At 43.3% G+C, this 22,762-nt stretch carries 16 protein-coding genes; 1 reads left to right on the forward strand and 15 read right to left on the reverse strand.

Annotation, left to right across the window (positions count from 1 at the left end):
* Positions 1-43: 43 nt before the first annotated feature.
* The 15 genes from OKW21_RS20135 to OKW21_RS20205 form a co-directional block, all read right to left on the reverse strand.
* Entirely contained in the window at positions 44-1,780 is a 1,737-nt protein-coding gene (locus tag OKW21_RS20135; RefSeq protein WP_277482621.1) for a RagB/SusD family nutrient uptake outer membrane protein, read from the reverse strand.
* A gap of 58 nt (positions 1,781-1,838) precedes the next feature.
* Positions 1,839-4,970 (reverse strand): SusC/RagA family TonB-linked outer membrane protein, encoded by a 3,132-nt coding sequence (locus tag OKW21_RS20140; RefSeq protein WP_277482623.1) that lies wholly within the window; start codon positions 4,968-4,970, stop codon positions 1,839-1,841.
* A gap of 350 nt (positions 4,971-5,320) precedes the next feature.
* Positions 5,321-6,388 (reverse strand): Gfo/Idh/MocA family oxidoreductase, encoded by a 1,068-nt coding sequence (locus OKW21_RS20145; protein WP_277482625.1) that lies wholly within the window; start codon positions 6,386-6,388, stop codon positions 5,321-5,323.
* Between the two features lie 359 nt (positions 6,389-6,747).
* On the reverse strand, positions 6,748-8,148 hold the full coding sequence (locus OKW21_RS20150; RefSeq protein ID WP_277482627.1) for a putative oxidoreductase C-terminal domain-containing protein: 1,401 nt from the start codon (positions 8,146-8,148) through the stop codon (positions 6,748-6,750).
* 45 nt (positions 8,149-8,193) lie between these two features.
* Positions 8,194-9,393 (reverse strand): N-acetylglucosamine-6-phosphate deacetylase, encoded by a 1,200-nt coding sequence (locus OKW21_RS20155; RefSeq protein WP_277482629.1) that lies wholly within the window; start codon positions 9,391-9,393, stop codon positions 8,194-8,196.
* Positions 9,368-10,102 carry a glucosamine-6-phosphate deaminase gene (locus OKW21_RS20160; RefSeq protein WP_277482631.1) on the reverse strand — a complete coding sequence of 245 codons (735 nt, stop codon included), beginning with the start codon at positions 10,100-10,102 and terminating at the stop codon, positions 9,368-9,370. Before OKW21_RS20160 ends, OKW21_RS20155 begins: the two co-directional genes overlap by 26 nt.
* Before the next feature lie 10 nt (positions 10,103-10,112).
* On the reverse strand, positions 10,113-11,606 hold the full coding sequence (locus OKW21_RS20165; RefSeq protein WP_277482639.1) for a sodium:solute symporter family protein: 1,494 nt from the start codon (positions 11,604-11,606) through the stop codon (positions 10,113-10,115).
* A 26-nt stretch (positions 11,607-11,632) separates the two neighbouring features.
* On the reverse strand, positions 11,633-12,694 hold the full coding sequence (locus OKW21_RS20170) for a dihydrodipicolinate synthase family protein (RefSeq protein ID WP_277482641.1): 1,062 nt from the start codon (positions 12,692-12,694) through the stop codon (positions 11,633-11,635).
* A 27-nt stretch (positions 12,695-12,721) separates the two neighbouring features.
* Entirely contained in the window at positions 12,722-13,738 is a 1,017-nt protein-coding gene (locus tag OKW21_RS20175; RefSeq protein WP_277482643.1) for an NAD-dependent epimerase/dehydratase family protein, read from the reverse strand.
* Positions 13,739-13,745: 7 nt separating this feature from the next.
* Positions 13,746-14,939 carry an Nramp family divalent metal transporter gene (locus tag OKW21_RS20180; RefSeq protein ID WP_277482646.1) on the reverse strand — a complete coding sequence of 398 codons (1,194 nt, stop codon included), beginning with the start codon at positions 14,937-14,939 and terminating at the stop codon, positions 13,746-13,748.
* Between the two features lie 61 nt (positions 14,940-15,000).
* The gene (locus tag OKW21_RS20185; RefSeq protein WP_277482648.1) at positions 15,001-16,221 is read right to left on the reverse strand and encodes a Gfo/Idh/MocA family protein; all 1,221 of its coding nucleotides are present in this window, start codon (positions 16,219-16,221) and stop codon (positions 15,001-15,003) included.
* A gap of 366 nt (positions 16,222-16,587) precedes the next feature.
* Complete coding sequence (locus OKW21_RS20190; protein ID WP_277482653.1) at positions 16,588-17,628, reverse strand: Gfo/Idh/MocA family protein; 1,041 nt, start codon at positions 17,626-17,628, stop codon at positions 16,588-16,590.
* 105 nt (positions 17,629-17,733) lie between these two features.
* Positions 17,734-19,068: a Gfo/Idh/MocA family protein gene (locus tag OKW21_RS20195; protein ID WP_277482656.1), complete on the reverse strand. Its 1,335-nt coding sequence runs from the start codon at positions 19,066-19,068 to the stop codon at positions 17,734-17,736.
* A 297-nt stretch (positions 19,069-19,365) separates the two neighbouring features.
* On the reverse strand, positions 19,366-20,436 hold the full coding sequence (locus OKW21_RS20200) for a LacI family DNA-binding transcriptional regulator (protein WP_277482658.1): 1,071 nt from the start codon (positions 20,434-20,436) through the stop codon (positions 19,366-19,368).
* Positions 20,437-20,727: 291 nt separating this feature from the next.
* Complete coding sequence (locus OKW21_RS20205) at positions 20,728-20,952, reverse strand: hypothetical protein (RefSeq protein WP_277482660.1); 225 nt, start codon at positions 20,950-20,952, stop codon at positions 20,728-20,730.
* A 313-nt stretch (positions 20,953-21,265) separates the two neighbouring features.
* Between OKW21_RS20205 and OKW21_RS20210 the strand changes: the two genes are divergently transcribed.
* Positions 21,266-22,747, forward strand: a complete 1,482-nt coding sequence (locus tag OKW21_RS20210; RefSeq protein ID WP_277482663.1) for a glycoside hydrolase family protein — start codon at positions 21,266-21,268, stop codon at positions 22,745-22,747.
* The last annotated feature ends 15 nt before the right edge of the window (positions 22,748-22,762 follow it).

Below are 22,762 nucleotides of genomic sequence, written 5' to 3' on the forward strand. Positions count from 1 at the left end.
GGGGTATTGTAGTCCGGCATATCTTTTTCCAGTTTGAAATTAACTACCAGTTTGGGTTTTGAACAAGCTCTGGATTTAGTTCAATCTCCTGTATTGGTATAGGGTAGAAATAATCTTTAGTTTCATCCCATGTTTTGCTAATGTGTGGGTTGATCAGTACTCTTCCCCCATTTGCACCGTTTTCCAATTCAATATCCGATCCTAATTTCAGATACTGAAGGTTCTGGTCGGCAGGTTGATCTCCTTCATAAAGCACAACATCAATAGTACCGTCATGGTCCAGATCATACTCCCCTAAACCAGGGAAATACATTCCATAAAATTGTCGGGTAAGCAGCTTACCTTCTTTCCATCTGAGCAAATCGTCCCAGCGGAAACCTTCCATAACCAGTTCAATACCTCTTTCCCGAATAATCTCCAGCAGTACTCCGGTGTTTTTTCCACTCAAATGGGTGTACATATCCATAAGATAAGGATCGGGATTATTATTAGCGTCTGCCAAATTCAGGAAAGGCATATCTACCCGGGCCCTTAGCAGATTCAGCGACAGGTCAAGATCATCCTGCGTAAGCGTACCCAACTCTGCTTTGGCCTCGGCATAGTTGAGCAACACCTCAGCATACCGGAAAACAGGAATATCATTGTGCGAGCGATCGTAAGGATCATTCTCCACGCCTGTCACGAACTTTGCCAGCTGGTATCCGGTAATAGACTGGCCAAACTGGGGCAACACAGGTTCATTTTCGCCGATTCGGGTATAGCCGGGCGTGCGTATCGTTTGTGCCAGGCGAGGGTCACGGTTCTGAGTTTCTTCGTAAAACTCCATTTGCGCAAAGTCGGGCAAATCCGTAAAGCGGGAACCATTCTTCATCAGATATGTATTCACAAAACTTTTTTCCAGCCCGGCTTTATCACCTTGCCTCGCATAAGAATTTACATTGTGATATACGGCCAGCTCTGCGCTATATTTTCTGGCTAAAATAACCTCATCTTCAATCGCGTCCATTGAGGCAAAAAGATCTAAATAGACTTCTTCGGGCTCACCCATGTAGATGCGATAAGGACTTTCGCTGATCAGTTGAGCAGACGCGTCAGCACTTTCCTGCAGAAACTTTTCTGCATCGGACAAGTCAAATTCGGGATGATACTTACGAAAAGTTCCCTCAAACAGACATATGCGCGACTTAAGGGCCAAGGCTGTCCATTTGGTTGCTTTATCAACACTAGGATTGGTAGTCATATGCTCTACGGCAAAATTGATATCTGCCAGGACTGAATCCATAACAAGTGTTCGTGAGTCTCTGGCCTTGGTGAGGAGTTCTTCATCGTTTACCGAAAGTGGTTCAGCATACCAGGGAACATCTCCAAACCTTTTTACTTTTTTAAAATAAAACCACGCTCTGAAAAACCGGGCTTCACCTACATACGGCCGGGTGATTTCCTCACTCAGGCCTTGCCGATCATAATTCGTAAGAAAGTAATTGATTTTGCGCAGGTTATTCCAGTTCCAGCCTCCCCCGCTAGTAGGCACGATCCGTCTTCCGGTTAATTCTTCCGAGACGGTACTCTTCACGATATTATCCACACTCTCGGTATAGATACTTGATCCGGTAGGGACGATACCATCGTACAATGAGTTAAGGTAGAGTCTCAGGTCTTTCTCACTCGTAAAAAAAGAATTAGGTGAAACTTCTCCTAAAGGCTCTCTGTCCAGGAAGTCTTCCTGACATGAGCTTGTCAGAATAATGAATACTAATAATAATATGCTTATCTGTTTCATTGGTCTTTAATGATTGAGGTTAGATCAAAATTTCGGCCTGGGTTAATCATTGACATTCCTAAAAGGATAGATCCACCCCGAATGAATACGTTTTACCGAATGGGTATACCCTAGCATGAGAGCTTGCCGCTGCCTGCTCAGGATCAATAAGGTCGGTTTCCAGTTTGGTTAGAGTAAACAGGTTCTCACCGCTAAAGTACAGCCTTACCTTACTGAGTTTTATTTTCTCAATCAAGGATGAAGGGAGTGAATAGCCGAGCGTTAGGTTTTTCATCCTCAGATACGCCAGATCCTGTAGATACTTATCATTATTTACCGATAAGGAACTGCCACTGGTGAGGGCAATATACCCCCGCAAATTAGGGAAATAGGCATTAGGATTTTCCGGGCTCCATACCTTGTCCATAAAGTCTTCCGAGATAAATGAATAGTAGGGGCGTGCGTAGGGTCCCCAGAATCTTCCGGCATTGTTACCGGGATACCAGTTTTGTTTGCCGATTCCCTGAACAAAAAATGAAAGATCAAATCCATTCCAGTTTGCCCCTCCTCTAAACCCAAAGGCATAGCGGGCCTGGGTGTTTCCGATTAACGTTAAGTCGCCGTGATCATTCAGTGTGTTCTGTCCGGGGCTGATGATCCCGTCCCCATTCAAATCTCTGAACTTGATATCCCCGGCTCTCAACTGCCCCCATTCCCCCGGTGCCCTAAGGATACGGCTGTTGACCAGCGTTTGATCTATGGGATGGTCTGCCGCTTCCTGATCAGACGCAAAATAACCTTCTATGTTGTAGCCCCAGATTTCTCCCAGTTCCTGTCCTACATAGTACTGATTCAATAATTTGGTAGGGTTGTCAAACTTGGTTATGATCGTTTTATTATCTGAAACCACCAACCCTAGATTATAGGATAGGGCTTTACCTGCCAAAGTTCCATGGTTACGCCAGTCCATCGCCACTTCCCATCCTCTGGTTCGTAAATCCGCCGCATTTTCCTGAGGTTCATTGGCGCCAAATACTTCAGGCAAGGTTTTACCCTTCGTTAACATGTCTTTTGTATTACGGTTATACCAGTCAAAAGAACCCGTTAAGCGGTTATCAAAAAAGCCCAGGTCTATCCCTACGTTAGTGGAAGTAATGGTTTCCCAGGTCAGACTAGGGGAGATTGGATTCGGGGCAGTAATATACTCGGTTTTGCTATCATCCATGATATAGCTCGAGGTGCCGCTATTCATGACAGGGATGTAGGCATACGTACTTACCTGCTGATTTCCCAAAGATCCATATGAAGCTCTGAGTTTCATATCGCTTACTAAACCATTGAGCGGAGCGAAAAAGCTTTCCTCACTCACCCTCCAGCCGGCAGAAACTGATGGAAAAAAGCCAAACCGGCTATCCTCGGGAAAGCGCGATGTACCATCATACCGCCCATTCACTTCAAGCAGATATTTTCCTGCAAAATCATATCCTAAGCGGTAGAAAGCCCCGATTAATGCCCATTCGCTGGCTGTGCCATTGATATTCTCTTCTCCCGTTCCCAGGTTCAGCTCATTCAGCTCTTCAGAAAGCAGGTTATTTCTGGAACCATACATCACCTTAAATTTTTTCAATTCCTGATTATAGCCAGCCATGGCTGATACGGTATGTTTGCCTAAGGTTTTGGAATAATTACCGTAAATATTCGCCACATGGTACTGATCCAGGTTCATTGCTTCGTATAACCTATCATTACCCAGATAGTTGATTTCTCCCGGATAGATGGACCAAGGCGCCTGAGTGCTTCGGCTAAAGCTGGAATAGGGGCTTAGGCTAAAAGTGTAATTACCGACTATATTCAGGTCATCTGTAATTTTAGCATTCGCTTCTACCGTATTGATGAAATCATAATTCTGGTTACCTCCTTTGGACTTTCCGTGAAGCAACTCAGCAAAGATGCCATCTCCAATACTAAAATTATTCAGGTTGGTCCGATAGAGCGCTGTACCGTCGGGGTTCACTGGTACATAAGACGGTAATGCATGCACTGTCGTTAGCAGGAAATTGGTGTTAGGCTCTCTTCCCGGATAGGTATAGCTGGATGCATTGAATCTAGTATTGGTTGACAGCTGTAACCAGGGTGAGAGTTCAGCATCAATCTTTGCCCGGAAGTTGATACCCTTATAAATGTCTTGATTAAACCGCATCATCCCTTTCTTCTGATAATACCGGCCTGAGATCATATACTTTACCTTCTCACTTCCTCCCGACATCCGTAAAGAGTGTTCCACAGAAGGCTGAACATCTCTAAAAAAGTAATGCCACCAGTCAGTGTTGCCGTAGTGCACATACATATCTCTACCATCTCGGTTTTGGACGACCACCTGGGGGAGGTTAGGATCGTTCCTTCTTTTTAAGAATTCCTCATAATCCTGATCAGTATATCCGGTATAGTATCTTCCATAAGCTCGGTAGTATGAGTCATCCCACAACTTAGCCGCTTCATAGGGGTCAGTCAGAAAGTCGGTGCTTACTGTAGGGGTAGACCAGCTAAAGTTATTACTGTAATTTACCTGAATCCCTCCTTTTTTTCCACTTTTGGTAGTAATCAAAATTACCCCAAAGGCCCCTCGGGCGCCATAAATTGCCGAGGAGGATGCATCTTTTAGTACCGAGACACTTTCTATGTCTCTCGGGTTTATCATGTCCAGATCACCAGGTACCCCATCAATCACTACCAGTGGAGAGCCCCCGCTAATGGAGTTTGTGCCCCGTATGTTTAATGTTGCATTGCTGCCGGGACGCCCATCTCCAAAAGATACATTCAGATTAGGAACCGCTCCCTGTAATGCCTGGGTGACATTCGCTACAGGACGGTCGTCTAAAGCTTTGGAATCAATTTGGCTCACCGCACCCGTCAGGTTTACTTTTTTCTTGGTTCCGTATCCAACTACAACCACTTCCTGTAACTGATCAATGTCTTCCTGCAGTTGTATATCAATTACGGTTTGGTTATTTACCGGAATTTCCTGAGTGATAAATCCCACTGAAGAAAAGATCAGGTGGTCTGTGGGGCTTACTAATATTGAATATTTTCCATTACTATCCGTAATGGTTCCTACCGCACCATCCTTTACCAAAACTGTTACCCCAGGTAGAGGGTCATTATTAGTTACATCGGTTACTATGCCCATAACCTCTAGTTCCTGAGCTTTCACCCAGTTACATACTGAGCAACAGCTCACTAAAATTATGATAATAAGATACTTTTTCATTTCACACAGAATAGTTAGGTGTTGAGATAATAGTATTTTGAAAGATATACTTGCGCTTCTCTGTATAATCCTTAACTGGGTATCAAACCCGATGGGCTGCTTTCCAAGGGACTTTCCAGATCACCGAAGCTGACTAGATTTCATACGCATTTCTAAACACATATGAATTTACCCTCCCTCTCTTACCGGCTACAATTATGAATTGGGAATCACGCATTCCGCTATTAATTAAAAGATCAGGTGCTGACAAGCTTATACAATCCTCCGTATGGCGACATGTAATGGAATTGTCACTAAGGAGGGGCTTCCAAAAATATTTTCCTGTTTTCCTTATTGCTCTTGATAGCAGCTTCAATAATAGCAATCACCTGCATGGCCTGACTTGCTTTCACCTCAGGTTCTTTTCCTTCACGGATCGCAGCATATATGCTGTCATAATACCCTAAGTAAGAACCTGGTAGCGTCTCAACTTCTCCTTGCATATGCAGACCATTTATATCGGTATTAATCTTTCCCCAATGCCCCTTTTTCTCTTGCCCCCACCCTTCTTCCAAGGGTGATCTCCCGGATTTTAGTAATGCCTCCTGAGGGTCAGCGCCATGCTTAACGAAACTTCCTTTACTACCATGCAGCACATAGCGGGGGCCGGGCTCTCTTACCAGATAACTGGATTTAAGGGTTACCTTTAACTGATCATAGGCAAGTATCAACTCAAAGTTATCCTCCACTTTTCCGCCCGGGCGTTGAATTCTGATATCTGCCTGTACAGATTGAGGCCAGCCAAATAACACCAGGACCTGATCTATCATATGGGAGCCCAGGTTATATAATACACCAGTACCAGGATGAGGCTCTTCTTTCCAGTTGTTTTCCTCTACATAGTTGCGATATCGATCATAATGGGCCTCATAATCCACTAGCTCACCTAAAAGCTTATGATCAACCACCTGCTTAATGGTCAAAAAGTCACCATGCCAACGACTGTTCTGGAAAACGCTGAGCATTTTAGCCTGTTTCTGGGCAAGATCAATCAACTGCCTGGCCTCTGATGTAGTAGGGGTAAAGGCCTTTTCCAATACCACATGCTTGCCTGCTTCCAGGGCCTGCGAGGCCATTTCATAATGCAGGTACTCTGGCGTGTTGACAATGATAAGTTCAACCGCTTCATTATCCAGCAAAGCCTGGTAGTCAGATACTACTTTAAGATCAGGGTATTTCTGCCTGGCATCATTTTTACTTCTCTGAAGAATTGAATGCAGTTTGAAACCAGCGTGCGCATCCAGCAAAGGAGCATGAAACACCCTGCCTGACATTCCATAGGCAGCCAATGCTGTATTAATTACTGGTTCATTTTTTTTCATTATTATTTGCTTGTATTTCGGGCACGTACCCGAAATGATTAAAAAAAATTTTGAGTCAGGTTATCGATGTCAGCATATATGTAATTTAATGTTTGTTAGTTGAAGCCACTGTGACAATTATTTTTTTACGGGCACGTACCCGAATATAAATAATTCTCCGGGAGATCAAAAGATTTTACACGCTTTTATACACATTTCTAATTCCATACAGGAAAAAATAATTATGCACGGGCACGTACCCGAAAGTATAAAATATTTTATTCATGCAAAAGCATATTAACAATATATTGTATAGGTGGCGCTTTTTTTTTCGGAAGATATATGCACGATAAAAATTTTATGCCTTATAAAATTTTAAATCACATATGACTTTTAGCATATGCCTGCGTTGTTATATAATACTTACTGAGGAGGATGTCGCGCTCCCATTCAGGCAGCTTACCATGATGTATGAACTCAAGATACTTTTGCATCACTATTGAAAAATGAGCTTCATGTCCGGTTTTATACGTTTCCGGTATGACAACTTCCCAGCCCTCTCTGCTTTTCTTATAAGTGACTCCCGGATAGGTTTGTCCAATCTTCTCAATAGCATTATTGATTACCTCTTCGCTCAATGGCTGCGCAGTATTCGCAGACTCAATGTATAAAACAGGCTGGTAATCCTGTGCTTTATTTTGTCTGATTACCAGTTTTGCCTTACTACCTCTCATCATAGACAAGTGTGTATCCCCTCCCCTTTCAGGTGCCTGATAATTCCAGCTTACTGATACCTTCGCGAAAGTACCTCCTACCTGAAAAACAAATTCGCCATTGGAAAAAACATTCAGTACTGAGTCATTTACTATATCTTTTTGTAAATATTCGGGATATTCGCTTAACGCTGTCACCTGCTCAAACTGAGTAGGTGTAATTGGAGTAGGCCAGCGATGAGCCTGTACAACCGCCACCTCTTCCCGGGCTACCATCTGGTCGGGAAAACAACTCCATAAAATCAAATCAACAAAATGGGTGGAAACATCTATTATACCTTCTCCCTGCTGAGCTACATCAAAATACCAGGCAGGACGTATCAGGGGTGTACCGGATACATTCTTATAAAAATGATGTACACTCTCTTTACTGATGGCAGGGTTGTCAGGAGTGCCTTTTTCCAACTCACCGAATAAATTTTCCATCAACAAAAGCTCTCTCTGTATAATGTTGATGATTGCATAGCGCTCTGTCATGATATCATACAAAATCAGACCTTTCTCCTCAGCCATCTCAAAGGCTTCTTCTAACTTTGGATACCCATCAGGGTGAATCACCATGGGCTTATCTGCCAATACATGCAGACCGGACTCTATGGAGGATTGGATATATTCTATTTTCCTGCCATTCTTACCTGCCAGGACTACCAGGTCACCGGCTTTATCATCCAGCATTTTTTCCAGATAATCCGGACCGGTGTATACCTTTTCTACCCATTCAGTAGCCTCCTCAGGCTGTCGGTTGTACTGATCAATTTTTTGTAGATGGAGCTGTACATCTTTTCCTTCAGGAGCATATACATGGACTTCATTATCCAAGGCTTCGTACATTCTCTTCTGGACAAGAGCGGCATGAAAGTGTCCCGGGTCAAGGGTAATTAATCTAAGTTGATGGCTTTCTCTCATGACGTCTGATGAGGAAATATTTTCAGAAGAAGAATGCTTACACGCAGGTAACACGAGCAAACTCAGGACCGCTATGATGAAAGTTTGTGCTTTGTAATTCATTGGGTTTAATAAAGGTATTGTATCGCCTTGAATGGTTATAGAAAGTTATCCTCCGAAAACTATCCGGCCTTTTTTAATCACCTGAATAACCTCAATCTTTTTTTTCTGATTGATCTTAAACACCACCAGATCAGCAGCTTGATTAGGCGCTATGCCAGGGGCCGGATAACCTAAAAAGCTTGCAGGGTAAACCGATCCCATTTTCCAGGCTTCGGCAAGCTCAACTAACTTCCGGTCCAGTAAATACTGCATATCTTCCAGTAAGCATTTGGTAGCTCCAGCCAGCAGACCCGGTGAATTTTTCATTGATAACCTGCCGTCTTTTTCCAGCATCACTTCTTCTCCGATATGGGATTTATACACTCCGGATGACATGCCTGAAAAACAAGTAGCATCGCTCACTAAAAAAACTTTTTCGCCTTTGGTTCTGATCGCAGTTGCGAGAAATGCGTCAGGCAGGTGGAAGCCATCGGCAATGATACTGGCATAGAGCTTATCCTGGGCCAGCTGCTCCCACAACAAATTGGGATGGCGAGGCAGCATCAGGGGCGCCCCATTACCCAGGTGGGTAGACAAGCTGGCACCAGCTTTAGCTGCGGATTGAATTTCTTTGGGGGTAGCATTGGAGTGTCCAATGGCGACCAGAATTGCATGCGATACACACTGATGAATGAAGGCAGAAGAGCCTTCCCATTCAGGAGAAAAGGTCACTATTTTAATTTTACCACCGGATATTTCCTGGCAATGTTTTACCCACTCCCAATCCGGTGCTTTGATATATTTCAGATCATGAGCGCCTCTGGCACCCTCTGCTTTGGATATAAAAGGGCCTTCCAGATGAATTCCACTTACACAGGCATCAACCAAGGGATACGCACGACACGCCCTGACAATGATGTTTATCAGTTGGTGAATATTTTCGTCCGAATTGGTAATGAGGGTTGGAATATAAGTAGTGACTCCTTTGCTCAACAAATACTGGGTGGCTTTTAATACATCTTCAGGCTTTAAAGTAATATCATTAAAGTCGATCCCATCAATTCCATTGACTTGAATATCAATCAAGCCTGGTCCGAAGAAAGTACTGTCATGATCCGGACTTTCACCAGAGCTGATTTTCTCCACCCTCCCTTTGCTGATTGTCAGTCTTTCCTGCTCCCCTGATATACAGTTTACTCCTTCAACAATTTTCACCTCAGCGTATTCTTGCTTATTATTCTTATATGCTTTTACCGTACGATTCAATGTCAAGGTACATTTTGCAGTGAGTATGCGTTTTTAAAATAGTCGCAGGGCAATCCGTAGATACTTCCTGATGCAGTGTTTTGTAGACCGCCATTTGCTTGGTTTTGCCGGGCACCAAACAATAGAGAAAACTTCCCTTCATGAGCGTAGGTATAGTGAGGGTAAGCGCTTTTTGAGGCACTTGTTCTAAAGAGGCAAAACAGCCATCGTTCACCTGCTGCTGGCGACACTCCTGATCAAGTTCTACTGTTTTAATAATTTCAGGATCATCAAAATCAGCCACTGGAGGGTCATTAAAAGCAATGTGACCGTTTTCTCCTATGCCCAGGCACACGATATCAATGGGCTTTTCAGCAACTAATGCAGCGTACCTTCTACACTCCGCATCAGTATTTTGATTTCCATCTATGAGATGTACTGCTTTACAAGCTACATGATCAAAAAGATGTGCTTTCAGAAAGTTTGCAAAGCGCTGAGGAGCATCAGGTGCTAAACCTATGTACTCATCCATATGGAAAGCTGTAATATGATGCCAGGGTATCTGTGATGACTGCCTCAAATAAGCCAGCACTTCATTTTGAGAAGGCGCGGCCGCAAAGATCATCCTGATCTCATTTTTCTTTTCCAGCAACTCCAGAATTTTACTTTCCACAGCTTTTCCGGCTGCTTCTCCTATCTCCTTACGAGATGCAAATACCTGAACTTCCATTTCGGAAGCTTTAAATTTTTTTATAGTGTCGTTCATCATCATTTTCCTGAATTGAAGCCAATAATTTTTTTACACGTTCGGGTACTTCTTTTCTATTGATGTATCCCATACCCACATAGACAATAGTAGAAACGAATACTGGTAAGCCTATTTCCAAAGCCATACTTCCCATCTCTACATTTTTGGTAATGATAAATGTAATAAGTCCGGCAGCGATGGAAGCGATTGCCGCCCTGGGTCCGCAACTTTTGAAAGCTGGTAATAGTCCAAAGAGCATAGGTACAGCTATAGGTCCCAGTAAGGCACCAAACCAGGAAATAATCAGCCCCACAACCCCTCCAAATCGTTCCTGCTGTAAGGCTACAGTGATGGTCAGAAGAGTAAAGACGAAGGTAGTGATCCGCGCTGTGGTCAGCGACCTTCTTTCATCTTTAAAGCGGGCTGAAACTACCGGCAGTATGTCACGGGTAATGACGGCGGAAATGGTATTCACATCTGATGAAGTCATTGACATGGTGTTTGCAAATAATGATGCGATGACCAAACCAATGAGTCCGGAAGGTAGCAGTTCCAGGGTAAGCGCACCATAAGCTTGTGAAGGATCTTCTAAACCTGGCAAGATAATCGGAGCTGCCCACATAGGGAAAAAAAGTATCAAGGGCCATATCAGATATAAAATTCCAGAAAGGTAGGCTGCTTTAGAGGCCTCTTTTTCATTAGGGGATGAGATATAGCGGGTGGCCAGGTTCCAACTTCCACCATTGTAGCTGAGAAAGTTGATAAACAGAAAAGCCAGCGCAAATGCCACAGTATAGGGCTCATTAAAGAGCTGACTATTTTCCTGTGGTAACTGTTCCCACACACTAAAAACAGAGTCAAATCCATCTAACCTTTTCACTACCACCACAAACATGACAATACCTGCCACGATCTGTACTATAAACTGGGTGAAATCCGTGATAATAACTGCCCAAAGCCCACCAAAAGTGATGTAGATCAGGGATATTCCCCCTGAAATCAGAATTCCTGTGCTGAGGGATAAACCTGTAAATATATTCAACAGGATAGCGATAGCAGCCCATTTGGCCCCTACATCAAATAGCTTAAGCAACACTCCACTCCAGGCCATAATTTGCTGGGTAAGCACATTGTAGCGGTTAGCCAGGTATTCCAGCGGAGACTGTATTCTGAATTTTTTACGTAAGCGTACCCAGAAGGCAGGGAAGATCCTGGCACTTATGATGATAGAAAATCCAATGGTGAATGCCCACCAGATGTATAAGGAAAATCCATGTGTGTAAGCTAGTGCGGCATAGGCTACAAAGACTGCTCCGCTGTAGCCTGACACATGATGAGAAATACCGGATAACCACCAGGGCAGGTTTCCACCAGCCACAAAGTAGTCTTCTACATTCTTGTTTTTGAAATAAGACCAAAAACCTATCAGAAGCATGGCCAGGAAGAATGATCCAATGACAATAAGGTCAATGTTACTTAATTCCATCGTGATTTTTTAAAGTAAATAATTTATTATCGCAGCCACTTTTCCAGCTTCTCTTTCACAAAAGCATCATCATTGAGTTCCGGATAGGCCTGGTATACTCTGGTGATCTCTTCACTTTGCCCAGCAGACATACATTCATCAGGATTGAGGCACCATGTACCTTCAAGTAAGCCTTGTCTTCGCAATACTTCGTGTATGCCAGCGATACAGCCTTTGAAGTGGTTGGCTGAATCAAAAAAAGCAGCATTGGAATCGGTAACCGCAATGCCTCGGGTGAGCATCTCGCCTGCTACAGCATTTCCATTGTCTCTGATTTTTTTGATCTCGTCCAGCAGTTCCACTGCTTTCCTTGTCCATACTGCCCAGTGTCCGAGCAGCCCTCCTACAATAGCTTTTTCCCTTTCCTCACCCTGGACCCTAAAGCGATAAGTGGTAAGTAAGTCGGCTACAATATTGTCATCATTACCCGTATACAGAGCAATATCCCTGTGGCGAGAAGAATGACATACGGCTCTTACGACATCCAGGGTCTGGTAACGGTTAAAGGGTGCCATCTTAATCGCTTGTACATTGGGTATTTCGGCAAAATCTTTCCAGAAATCAAAACTCAGCACCTTACCTCCCACCGCTGGCTGGAGGTAAAACCCAAATACAGGAATTACTTCAGCGATCTTCTCCGTTCTTTTAATCAGTTGTGCTTCTGAAAGCTCTGCCAGACCACCATTGCTCACCAAGCCCAGGTCGTATCCCAGTTCTACAGCAAGCGCTGCTTCCTGCAAAGCCTGTGCTGTAGGTCCTACAATCCCTGCTATTTTGATGAAGGGTCGGTTTAGCTGTGCCTGCTCCACTTCTTCCGCGGCCAGTTTCAGCACGGGCTTAAACAGCTCAAACTCCTTTTTCCTGATTTCAAACTGGGTGGTATGTACACCTACGGCTATACCGCCTGCACCACTATCTATGTAATATCGCGTAAGGGCACGCTGCCGCTTTTCATCCATTTTCCTGGATTTATCTAAAGCCAGGGGGTGTGCAGGAATGACGGTCCCTTCAAAAAGTAATTCTTTAATCGCTGGTTCTAATGATCTCATTTGTTAATTCTTGTAAGTCACTCATCATTAAAAAGCCCCTTTTCTTTCCTGAAAATGGGTAGGTTTATTAATAGTATCTCCTCCACTGCTAAGCCAGATGGTTAGAACTTCAATCATTGCCTTCAGGCTTACTTTCGGGTACCCAAAAAGCTGATGGGCAGTGGATGCATTGTTGAGCAAAGCTGTAGGTTGCTCTTCATTGACAAAGAGCGGCTTTTTATTAAAAATTTTCCCGAACTCCTCAGCAGCCCAACGGATGGAAACGGTCTCTGGTCCGGTAATATTCAGCTTACGGGGCGGTGACTCGCAAAACTTGAAAGCTCTCAAGGCATACTCATTCGCATCACCCTGCCAGATTACATTTACATGTCCGGTGGACAGGTCAATTTCTTTCCCCTCTAATACCGACTTGGCTATTTCCAACAATACACCGTACTTAAAGTCTATAGCGTAATTGAGACGATAGATCAGCGTTGGAATCTGATATAAGTTAGAAAAGTGTTCAAACATCCGCTCTCTGCCAAGGCAGGATTGCGCATACTCTCCTACCGGCCCAGGCGTTGTCTCTTCTGTGGCTCCTCCTGAATAAACCGGTACAAAAGGATAGACATTGCCGGTAGAGAAAACCACAATCTTCGAATTTCTAAATTTCTCTGCTACTTTTCCCGGCAGGTAAGCATTCATAGCCCAGGTAAATGACTCTTTTCCGGTTGTACCAAACTTGGTTCCCGCCATAAAGATTACATTCTTTACCGCTGGCAGACTTTCAAGTTGTTCGTTATCAAGCAGATCAGCTTTGATCGTCTGAACCCCCTGACTTTCCAAATCCTGCTGAAGAGATGAATCCGAAAATCTGGAGACTCCAATCACCGCATTATCTTTGCCCGCGGCTATCAGAGCCTGCTTGGCTAATACTGCCAGACTAGGTCCCATCTTCCCGCCTACTCCCAGCAGCAATATATCTCCATCCAAGGTCTGCATATCACTGATAAGATCCTGGCTCGGAGCTAATAGTTGTTTTTCCAGTGTTGCTAAGTCTTTCATAATATTTTTATCTAATGAATTGCAAATAAACCTGACTGGCCGATAAAAAGAGTAGCAGTCCCAGTCCCAGTATACCTCCTATATTTTTCCAGTGATTGTTCTTCAAATCTCCCATGCGAGCCTTGTCATTGGCCAGCACCAGTAATGCTATACCTACCAGAGGTGCAATGATGATGGTGATGGCCTGAGCAAATACGATTAATTCTAATGGCAACCTTCCAAACCTGAGGGCAATAGCCGCTCCTATCACCATGACCAACATAATCATGCCCCTTACTTTGGGAGATTTAAGTTGATTGCCTAATGAAAAAGCGTCGGCCAGTAATGAGCCGCCGATGGTAGCATTCCCGATCAGCGATGAAAAAGATGCACCGAACAAACCTAACATAAAAATGACAGTAGCGGTACTTCCGTAAAGAGGCTCCAGTGCCAATCCCATATCAGTAGCTGAGTTGACCTGTATGCCTTTAGGGTATAAGATGGCCGCAGCATTGATTAGGATGAACAATGAGATCATTCCTAAAACCATCACGCCAGTAATAGCTTCTTTTTTACCTTGCTTGATTTGATTTTTCTTCCACCCTTTTTCTTTCACCAGATAGCCCTGATAAAAAGCCCCTACCACTGAAAAGCTGGAAGCGATCAATGCGATGGTCAACACTTCAGAGCCTGAAGGTAATGTGGGGACTAAACCTAAGCCAACCGCTGCCAGATCAGGTTTGGCTAATGCCAGGGTGATCAGGAAAGAGAGTAGCATCACTGCTACTAATGCGATCATCACTTTTTCCAACACTTTATAAAATGACCTGAAAAAAAGCAGGCTAATCGCAGTAAGTGTAAATGCTAAGACCCAGGGCTCTACATTGGTATGAAAAAGCTCAGCAAGGGCAAGGCTTGCCCCTACCGTATTCCCTGCCTGAAAAGAGGCAGTGATAGCAAATATGCCTAAACCTAAAATAATGGAAGCCGCTTTACCCCATTTATCTTTTATGATGCTTAGCAATGAGGATTCCGTAGCAATGCCTATGCGGGCTCCCATCTCTGTAAAAATCACCATAAAAAAAATGGCGCTTACGATCACCCAAATATGGTTGTAGGCATATAAAGAGCCCAGTTTAGAGGTAATAGTAAGACTACCGGGGCCAAATACAAGAGCTGCTGTAATGATTCCAGGGCCTAAATACCTGAAAAGATGTTTCATATAGCGGCTGGAATCAGTGGGTTCGAGGACGATGTATACTGTTTGTTAATCATAATATAATCTATAAAGAATACTCCGGTTTCCAATATTGGTACTTCTCTTCCCGCATGGCTTTATTTCCCATGTGAACGGCCACACTTACATCTTTCCCGGTATCCACGTTAGAAAATGGTTTTTTGTCGTTTCTGATACAGTCAGCAAAGTTCAGCAGCGCATAGGCGGTAGGTGAGCGTTCAGCATTGTCTTCCGTTTTGTAATTCAACAAGCTGGGTTCTCCCTGCGTCCAGGCTTTAATTGTAGCTCCCGATACCCCATCAACCACGCCCAGTTCTGCCTTATCTGCTTCAGTATACAGGTAAGCTTTATCCCGCTGTATTTCTATGGTAGCCTCTGTCCCCAGGATACGAATAGAATACCCTTTATAGGCATTACTGAGCACCGAGCTTACAGAAGCTTTAACACCGTTTGGATATTCATAGACTGTACGTACGTTGTCATAAGTTTCTCTCCCATCTTTCCAGTAATCTATACCTCCCAGCCCTGAAACTTTAAGTGGCGGGCTATCATTCATCCAATTGACAATATCCAGCTGATGAGCACAAAGTTCAGCCATCAGTCCACCGGAAAATTCACGATACATTCGCCAGTTGACCAGTTTTTCGTTTTTGGGATCTTTCACTTCCCGGCGCCAGTCATCATTACGATGATACTGGCACTCATAATGCTTTACTTCTCCACACCATCCTTTAGATAATACTTCATGCACCTTATGATATAAGGCATAATATCGGTACTGATGACCAATCTGAAAGACCAGCTTAGTAGCATTAACTTTATCTACCATTTTCAGCGCCTGAGGAATGTCATAGCTCATCGTCTTTTCCAGGTACACATGCTTGCCCGCCTCCACGGCATGCATAGCCATTGGAAAATGCAGGGACAATGGCGTTGCGATGATAAGCGCGTCTAAATCCTTATCGGAAAGCATTTTCTGATAATCAGTATAGGCTTTAGCCCCCTTGGCAGCCATGCTAATCCCTCTCTGTAAATGCTCCTCATTGATATCACAACAGGCCGATAATTCTACTCCTGGTAAATCTTTCAGGACATGTGCGATTCCCCCTCCCCTACTGCCTACACCAATGAGTCCAACACGTACTTTTTCTAAATGGGTTGAAAAAGGGGCAAACACAGATGAAGCGTTGGAATACCCAAAAGCTGCCAGCCCGGATAGCGCTGCAGCATTCGTTAATATGAATTTTCTGCGGGATGTATTTTTCATTCTATATATTTTTACAAAAGGCACAAAACCACTAACGTGTACGTACCCGAAAGTATTAATAAAAAACTAAACTGAAAAGGTTTCATTGAATAAAATCGCATAGAAAATGAGGTCCTGCTGAATAAAGTGAGGTATAGACCTGTCATCTAAATTTTACTATATCTCAGAATAAGCCAGGAGATCGGCATCTTCAAAGCCAATCCACCTGTACTGTATTTTACTACCTTTTTCATACTTGAAAGTCTCTGCTTAAGGATGAAAAAGATCATCTCATTTGATTTCAAAAGAACGAATCAGCTTTTCAAGCTCAAAGTTACAATCTGTATCTTGATTCCTACTTGCTGATATACTCTAAGTACTTATCAGCTAATACCTGCCTTGCAGGGCTGACTGTGCTTTTTTCATCACATTCTCCACGCTCACTTCTTTGCCTCCCTGTCGTTTACTTTCGTCTGCTGCTTCCATAAAGGCAAAGATTTCAATAGTTTCTTCGGGTGCAACAGGGGGGTTTCCTGTATGGAAGAATTTTACTATTTCCACAACCAATGGCCTGTAGCCTGCATATGGACCTATTGGAGAAATACCTTCATCTCCGAAAGCAGTACCTCCGTATCCGAGTTTACCCGCCCGCATACCTCTAAATGTGCCTATACGACCATCATTCCAGGTACCTACTACTACATCCATATCATCAGTATGGGTTCTTTTAACCTGCTGACACCCTACTCCCATCACGGTATAAAGCGTTTCTACACCATGCACACCATACCAGTATAAATCCGGATGTGTTTTTTCCAGATGAGCAGGACTGTAAGCATCAGCCCCCATTACTTTCCCTATTTTTTCGCCTCTGCGGATCCCCTGTGCATTTTCTGCATAGCGTAGTGAGGAAGAAGAAAACAGAGGCACCTTGTATTGTTTGGCTGCTTCAAAAATAGCAATCGCATCCGGCAAAGATGCAGCCACGGGTTTATCAATAAAAACCGGCTTACCTGCTTTAAAGACTTGTAAAGCCTGCTCAAGGTGTCGGCGCCCGTCATTGGTTTCCAGCAGAACCACATCTACTTTCTCCAGCAGTGCGTCCACAGAATCCACTATTTCCACTCCCAGCGCTTGAATTTCTTTGGTATAGCCGGGAATACGGCTTACACTTTTTTCAATGTCCTTACTGCCATGAGGATAGGCAGCCACTACCCTGACTCCAGCAATATCGGCAAGTGCTTCAGGATCGTTCAGCACTTTGGTAAAAGCCACACTATGAGAGGTATCCAGCCCGATGATACCCGCCTTCAGCTCCTTAGATGGTTTGCCTACCATACCATAAGATGGATAAGTAGCCAAACTGAGTCCCACTGCTGAAGCAGCTGAAGTTTTGATAAAATTTCGTCTTTTGATAATATTATTCATTTTGAATTTTATTTCTGATAATTGATCTATTGGCAAGAGAAAAATACTGACAAAAAAACTATACTGCTATTCTAACAGACATTTTATCGCTTACATCCGCTCAATTTATACACTAGGATCCCAGCCGGATTCATACTCTCTACCCCACAAAGCCATTGCCTCCTCATCACCAATTATTTTTCCATTTTTCGGATCACAGTTAAGTACACGCCTGGTACGATAGGCTATGTTACCCAAATGGCAGATATGTACGCTCTTATTGGCATCTTCAATATGCGATACCGGCTGTTTACCACTTAGAACACACTCTCTGAAATTGTTCAGGTGTCCCTGGTCCAGGTCAAAGCCCGGACCGGTGGTATCCAAAGCATTTGTTTGTTTTTGACTTGCTCTTTTGATCTCTTGATTACGGTTGTCGTATACCACATATCCATTGCCGTCAATGACCAGGGTACCTTTCTCCCCATGAAAAGATGCCCCTGCGGACATCCCTTCCAGATTATGCCTGTTGCAGCTTCTACCCTCCCAGGATATGCTTTTTTGGTCCTCAAAATCGTAGTATGCGAGCTGTGTGTCCGGAGTTTGCCAGTCATCCTGAAATGCGTACCTTCCTCCACCTGAACTTACCCTGATCGGATAATCAACACCTAGCCCCCAGCGACACAAGTCTATAAAATGCGTTCCATTGTTGAGCAGTTCACCGGTCCCCCAATGCCACAGCCAGTGCCAGTTATAATGAATCAGATTGTCCTGATAGGGTTTACGAGGAGCTGGCCCCTGCCACAACTCATAGTCCAAACCGGCAGGCACCGCTGCTTGCTTGCCATATCCCATAGACCCTCTGGAATTAGCGTACCAGGCACGTGCAAAGTATGCACGCCCAATGATTCCGTCTTTCAGTTGCTGAATCCCTTCCACTACAAAAGGCCAGGATCTTCGTTGATTACCCATTTGCACTACCCGATTGGATTTACGTGCGATATCCACCAGCATTTCACCTTCCTGGGGATTATGGCTACAGGGTTTTTCTACATACACATGTTTGCCTGCCTTCAAGGCCATGATAGCTGCCGGAGCATGCCAGTGATCGGGCGCAGCGATAGCAATAGCATCCACACCTGTATCTTCCAGTACTTTACGAATATCTTTCTCCGCCTTTGGTGTTTTCTTTTGTCCGCCATCTTTGGTGGCCTGTATACCTTTTTCAATAGCCTGCTCATCTACATCACAGATATAGCCTACCTCTGTGCCCTTTAGTTTGGCAAAACCTCTTGCTAACGCACTTCCACGGCTGTTGGTACCCATCACTGCCACTACTACTTTTTCGTTGGCAGATCCATTGTATTGAATAAATGGAGAGGATGCGCTAGTCAGGCTGATTCCCAGTCCTCCCACAGCTGCTTTTTTAATAAAGTCTCTTCGTTCGTTATGCTCTTCCATAGGTTTAGTAATAATTTATGTATTAGTAACTTTAATCAGAAGTTGAGATACACAAGCTCTATTGATCATCTGTGTGCTGTCAAAAGGAGGAAAGTATTCTTAATGAGTTCAACTGAATTTATGATTTACGGGTACGTACCCGTAAAGTAGTTATTTTTTTTAGCAAACAAAATCTTTATTGTATTTTTCGTCAAATTCTACGGTACAAGGCAAATGGGAACACAGCATTATTTCTTCAACAGTTACTGTAGGAAACTGCTTGGTTTCTCTGTGAATAGCGGGATGATCAAACTGAAGTTAATTACTATAATAAGCGTAATTTTCTCGGGTGATAATGTCAATGGGCATATAATGAACTTTATCCACCTTACCGGATAGAACCACCTGTTTGTACAAAGCCATTACTCCTTTGAACCCCTGTTCTTCTGGTTTTTGACAGATCAGAAAATCAACGGTTTTACTTTTCAGGCATTCAATGTTGTCTTTCAGATAATCATAACCTACTAACAGAAGATCATTTTTATTTACGGATTCTAGAAAACGGGCAACCGAGGAAACGCGAGAATTTGTGGTAAATACCGCCTTGATATCCGGATGCTCTTTAAAGACTGTCTTCAGCGAATCGCGAATGGCAGTATAGTTTGTCTGTAGTATGTCAACTTTTATTATGGGGTTAGAGAGAAGATTATCTTTAAAGTAATTCCTAAAGCCTTCTTCTTTTCTCAACAGATGGTGATGGTTATCAATTTCTTTGGAAATATTGACTACCAGCAGTTTGGCCATTTCACTCAGGCCATAATTCATCAGATGAGCTGCCAGATAACCACTTTGTTTCAGATCCGGCCCGATGTAGCAAAGACTTTCCTGTTCGGGTATATCAGAGTCAATAAAAACATAGGGTATATTACGAGCCTTGCATTTATTTAGAAACTCTACAGTCTCCTCTATAAATGAAGGAGCCAGGAGAATACCATCCGTTGAAGCATCTAATATTTGATTGGCTTTCTTTATAAATGAGGCTTTGCTATTGAGCTCAAACAAATACCTGCTCACACGAATGCCGTACTTACTGATTTCAGACGCTGCTCTTTCAATACCATCCAGCGGTGCCTGCCAGTAGTTTGTCTCCTTAGAGACTTTAGGGATTAATATAGCCAAGTCATAAACTTTTCGAGATGCCAATCGGCTGGCCAACAGATTGGGCTGGTAATCAATTTCGTCAATGATTTTTTGAATTTTCTTTCGGGTACTATCCGAAACGCCCGTTCTATTATGTATTACTCTATCCACAGTAGCTAGCGAAACTTTGGCCCGTCTGGCTATTTCCTTGACTCCACTTCTGTGATGACCACCATTATTTTTGCTCATAAAAGGGTAAATTTTACAAAAAGAAATTTGACAACTTTCTGCTGCTGATATGTTGAGGAGGTTTCAGAAATATAACAAATTAATATAATTTACTGCTAAAAATCTTGCGCATTGTAAAATGGGTTAAATTGTAATGCGTTGCTCATTAGCCTGTCAGTTGTAAACATGAACTATCGAGAGTGAGCAGACTTTTTCACCTCCTTCATTCAATCGTAATTTCTTTAATATACTCAGATTTTTTTATCCCAGGATATCTGCTTTACCTCGTCAATTCCTTAAGCGATCAAAAGTTCAATGCTCAACTTTCTGTTTTCCTGCTTTAATTAACCTTACAGTCGCCGCCTGCTCTCTCCTTACCGAAGCCTTATGCCGGCGATGACTAGGGGGGTGAAGCGCATATTCAGAGAAATTGAGTGAAGCATTTGAGAAAGAAAAGCCAATATATACATTCCCAAATAGCTTGAAATTCAAGTTGCACTCATCCTGGCTATATGCCTCAGGGTGCAGGTACTGCAAAGAGTATGTTTGTATGAAAGTAATAGCTGGAAGATTAGCCCCAGGATATATATCATGCGCTGACTCATCAGCGAATGAAGGATAGAACTGATCGCTGCACCATTAAAGTGCTAAGTATATCGCTTGCCTGAAATTTAGTATTAGAAAAGCATAAAAAAATAACAGATAAGATTGCCATCTAGATTTACTTTTGAAAATAAAGCTGGTGTTAAACCATAATCGGTAATTTGGCCAGTCATACTTTAAATTATCGAGATGACATTCTTAGATAATACGCATCATCTCAATTACTTCCTAACCAATCAAAAGTTCCATGAAAAATATTGTCACAGGAGTCATAGCTAACAAGAGGCTATATGTTTTAATATTCACATGCTTAAGCTGCTTTACTACTATCAAAGCGCAGGATGAAATTACAATACTCCAAAACCAGCGGGAATTATTTGTTGATGACTTTTTGATAGAAGAGACACAGAAATTAGATTTTCGTTTGGCTACGCCGGTTTCCGGGGGAAAAGTTATGGAATTTCATGAGCCCTGGGAGGGGCATTTCTGTGCCTATGTTACCATCATTCCTGATGGCCGATTATTTCATATGTATTACAGGGGGCTACAGGACCAACAGGAAGTTACCTGCTATGCCGTTAGCGCTGATGGCATTCACTGGAGCAAGCCTCAATTAGGACTTTACGAAGTAAATGGAACGTTGGAAAACAATGTGATTCTGCCTGATAATCCTCAGAAAAGTACCCATAATCTGAGTATCATGTACGATAATCGTGAGGGAGTGCCTCAGGAAGAAAAATTTAAAGCCATGGGCGGACATATCAGAAGCGGTGGTTTATATCGCTATATCTCCGCCGATGGTATACACTGGAACAGATATCAGGATACAACGGGTCTGTTTGGTGAATTACCACTAGATTCTCATAATATCCTTAGCTGGATACCTTCAGAAAATCAATTTGCAGTGTATATGCGAGACTGGATAGCCTCGGAGCCGGGCAATGTTTTCTCTGGTATTCGCACGATCTCCCGTGCCACCTCCAAAGATTTTAAAAACTGGACTGAGCCGGTGAGAATGGATTTCGGAGATACTCCTCCCGAACATCTATATACCAATGCTACTCATCCTTACTTCAGAGCTCCTCAAATACTGATCGCTATGCCCTTCCGGTTTACACCAGATAAGCAAGTACTCTCTGAAGATGAGCTCATCAGTTTTGACGTGGATCCTACCCAGAGAAAAGGAGTATCTGATGCAGTGCTCATGACATCCAGAGGTGGAAATAAATATGACCGTAAGTACCTCACTTCTTTTGTCCGTCCTGGCAAGGATCAACGTAACTGGGCCGCACGCAGTAATATGCCTGCTATGGGAGTTATACCTACCGGAGAAAGAGAAATGTCATTTTTTGTTATCAGGGCCTATGGAACTCCCGATGTCTATCTGGAAAGAATGGTGTTGAGAAAAGATGGTTTTGCTTCTTTACATGCCGACTTTGAGGAAGGAAGTGCTATCAGTAAACCACTAATCTTAAAAGGAGACATACTTAAAGCGAATTATTCCACCTCCACCAAAGGCTATGTAAAAGTGGTAATTCTTGACGAAAAGGGTAATGAAGTTCCCGGTTATGGTGAAGCTGATGCCATTCCTGCCATTGGAGATCAGATAGACGGTACCCTCAGTTGGCAGAGCGGAAAAACGCTGCAAGCGCTCGGTGGCAAAAAAGTACGCATCAAGTTTATCATCAAGGACGCGGATTTATATTCATTTGGCGTTTTTGACAAATAAAACCCTAGCAAACCC

It is taken from the genome of Catalinimonas alkaloidigena (assembly GCF_029504655.1).
GTDB lineage: Bacteria > Bacteroidota > Bacteroidia > Cytophagales > Cyclobacteriaceae > Catalinimonas > Catalinimonas alkaloidigena.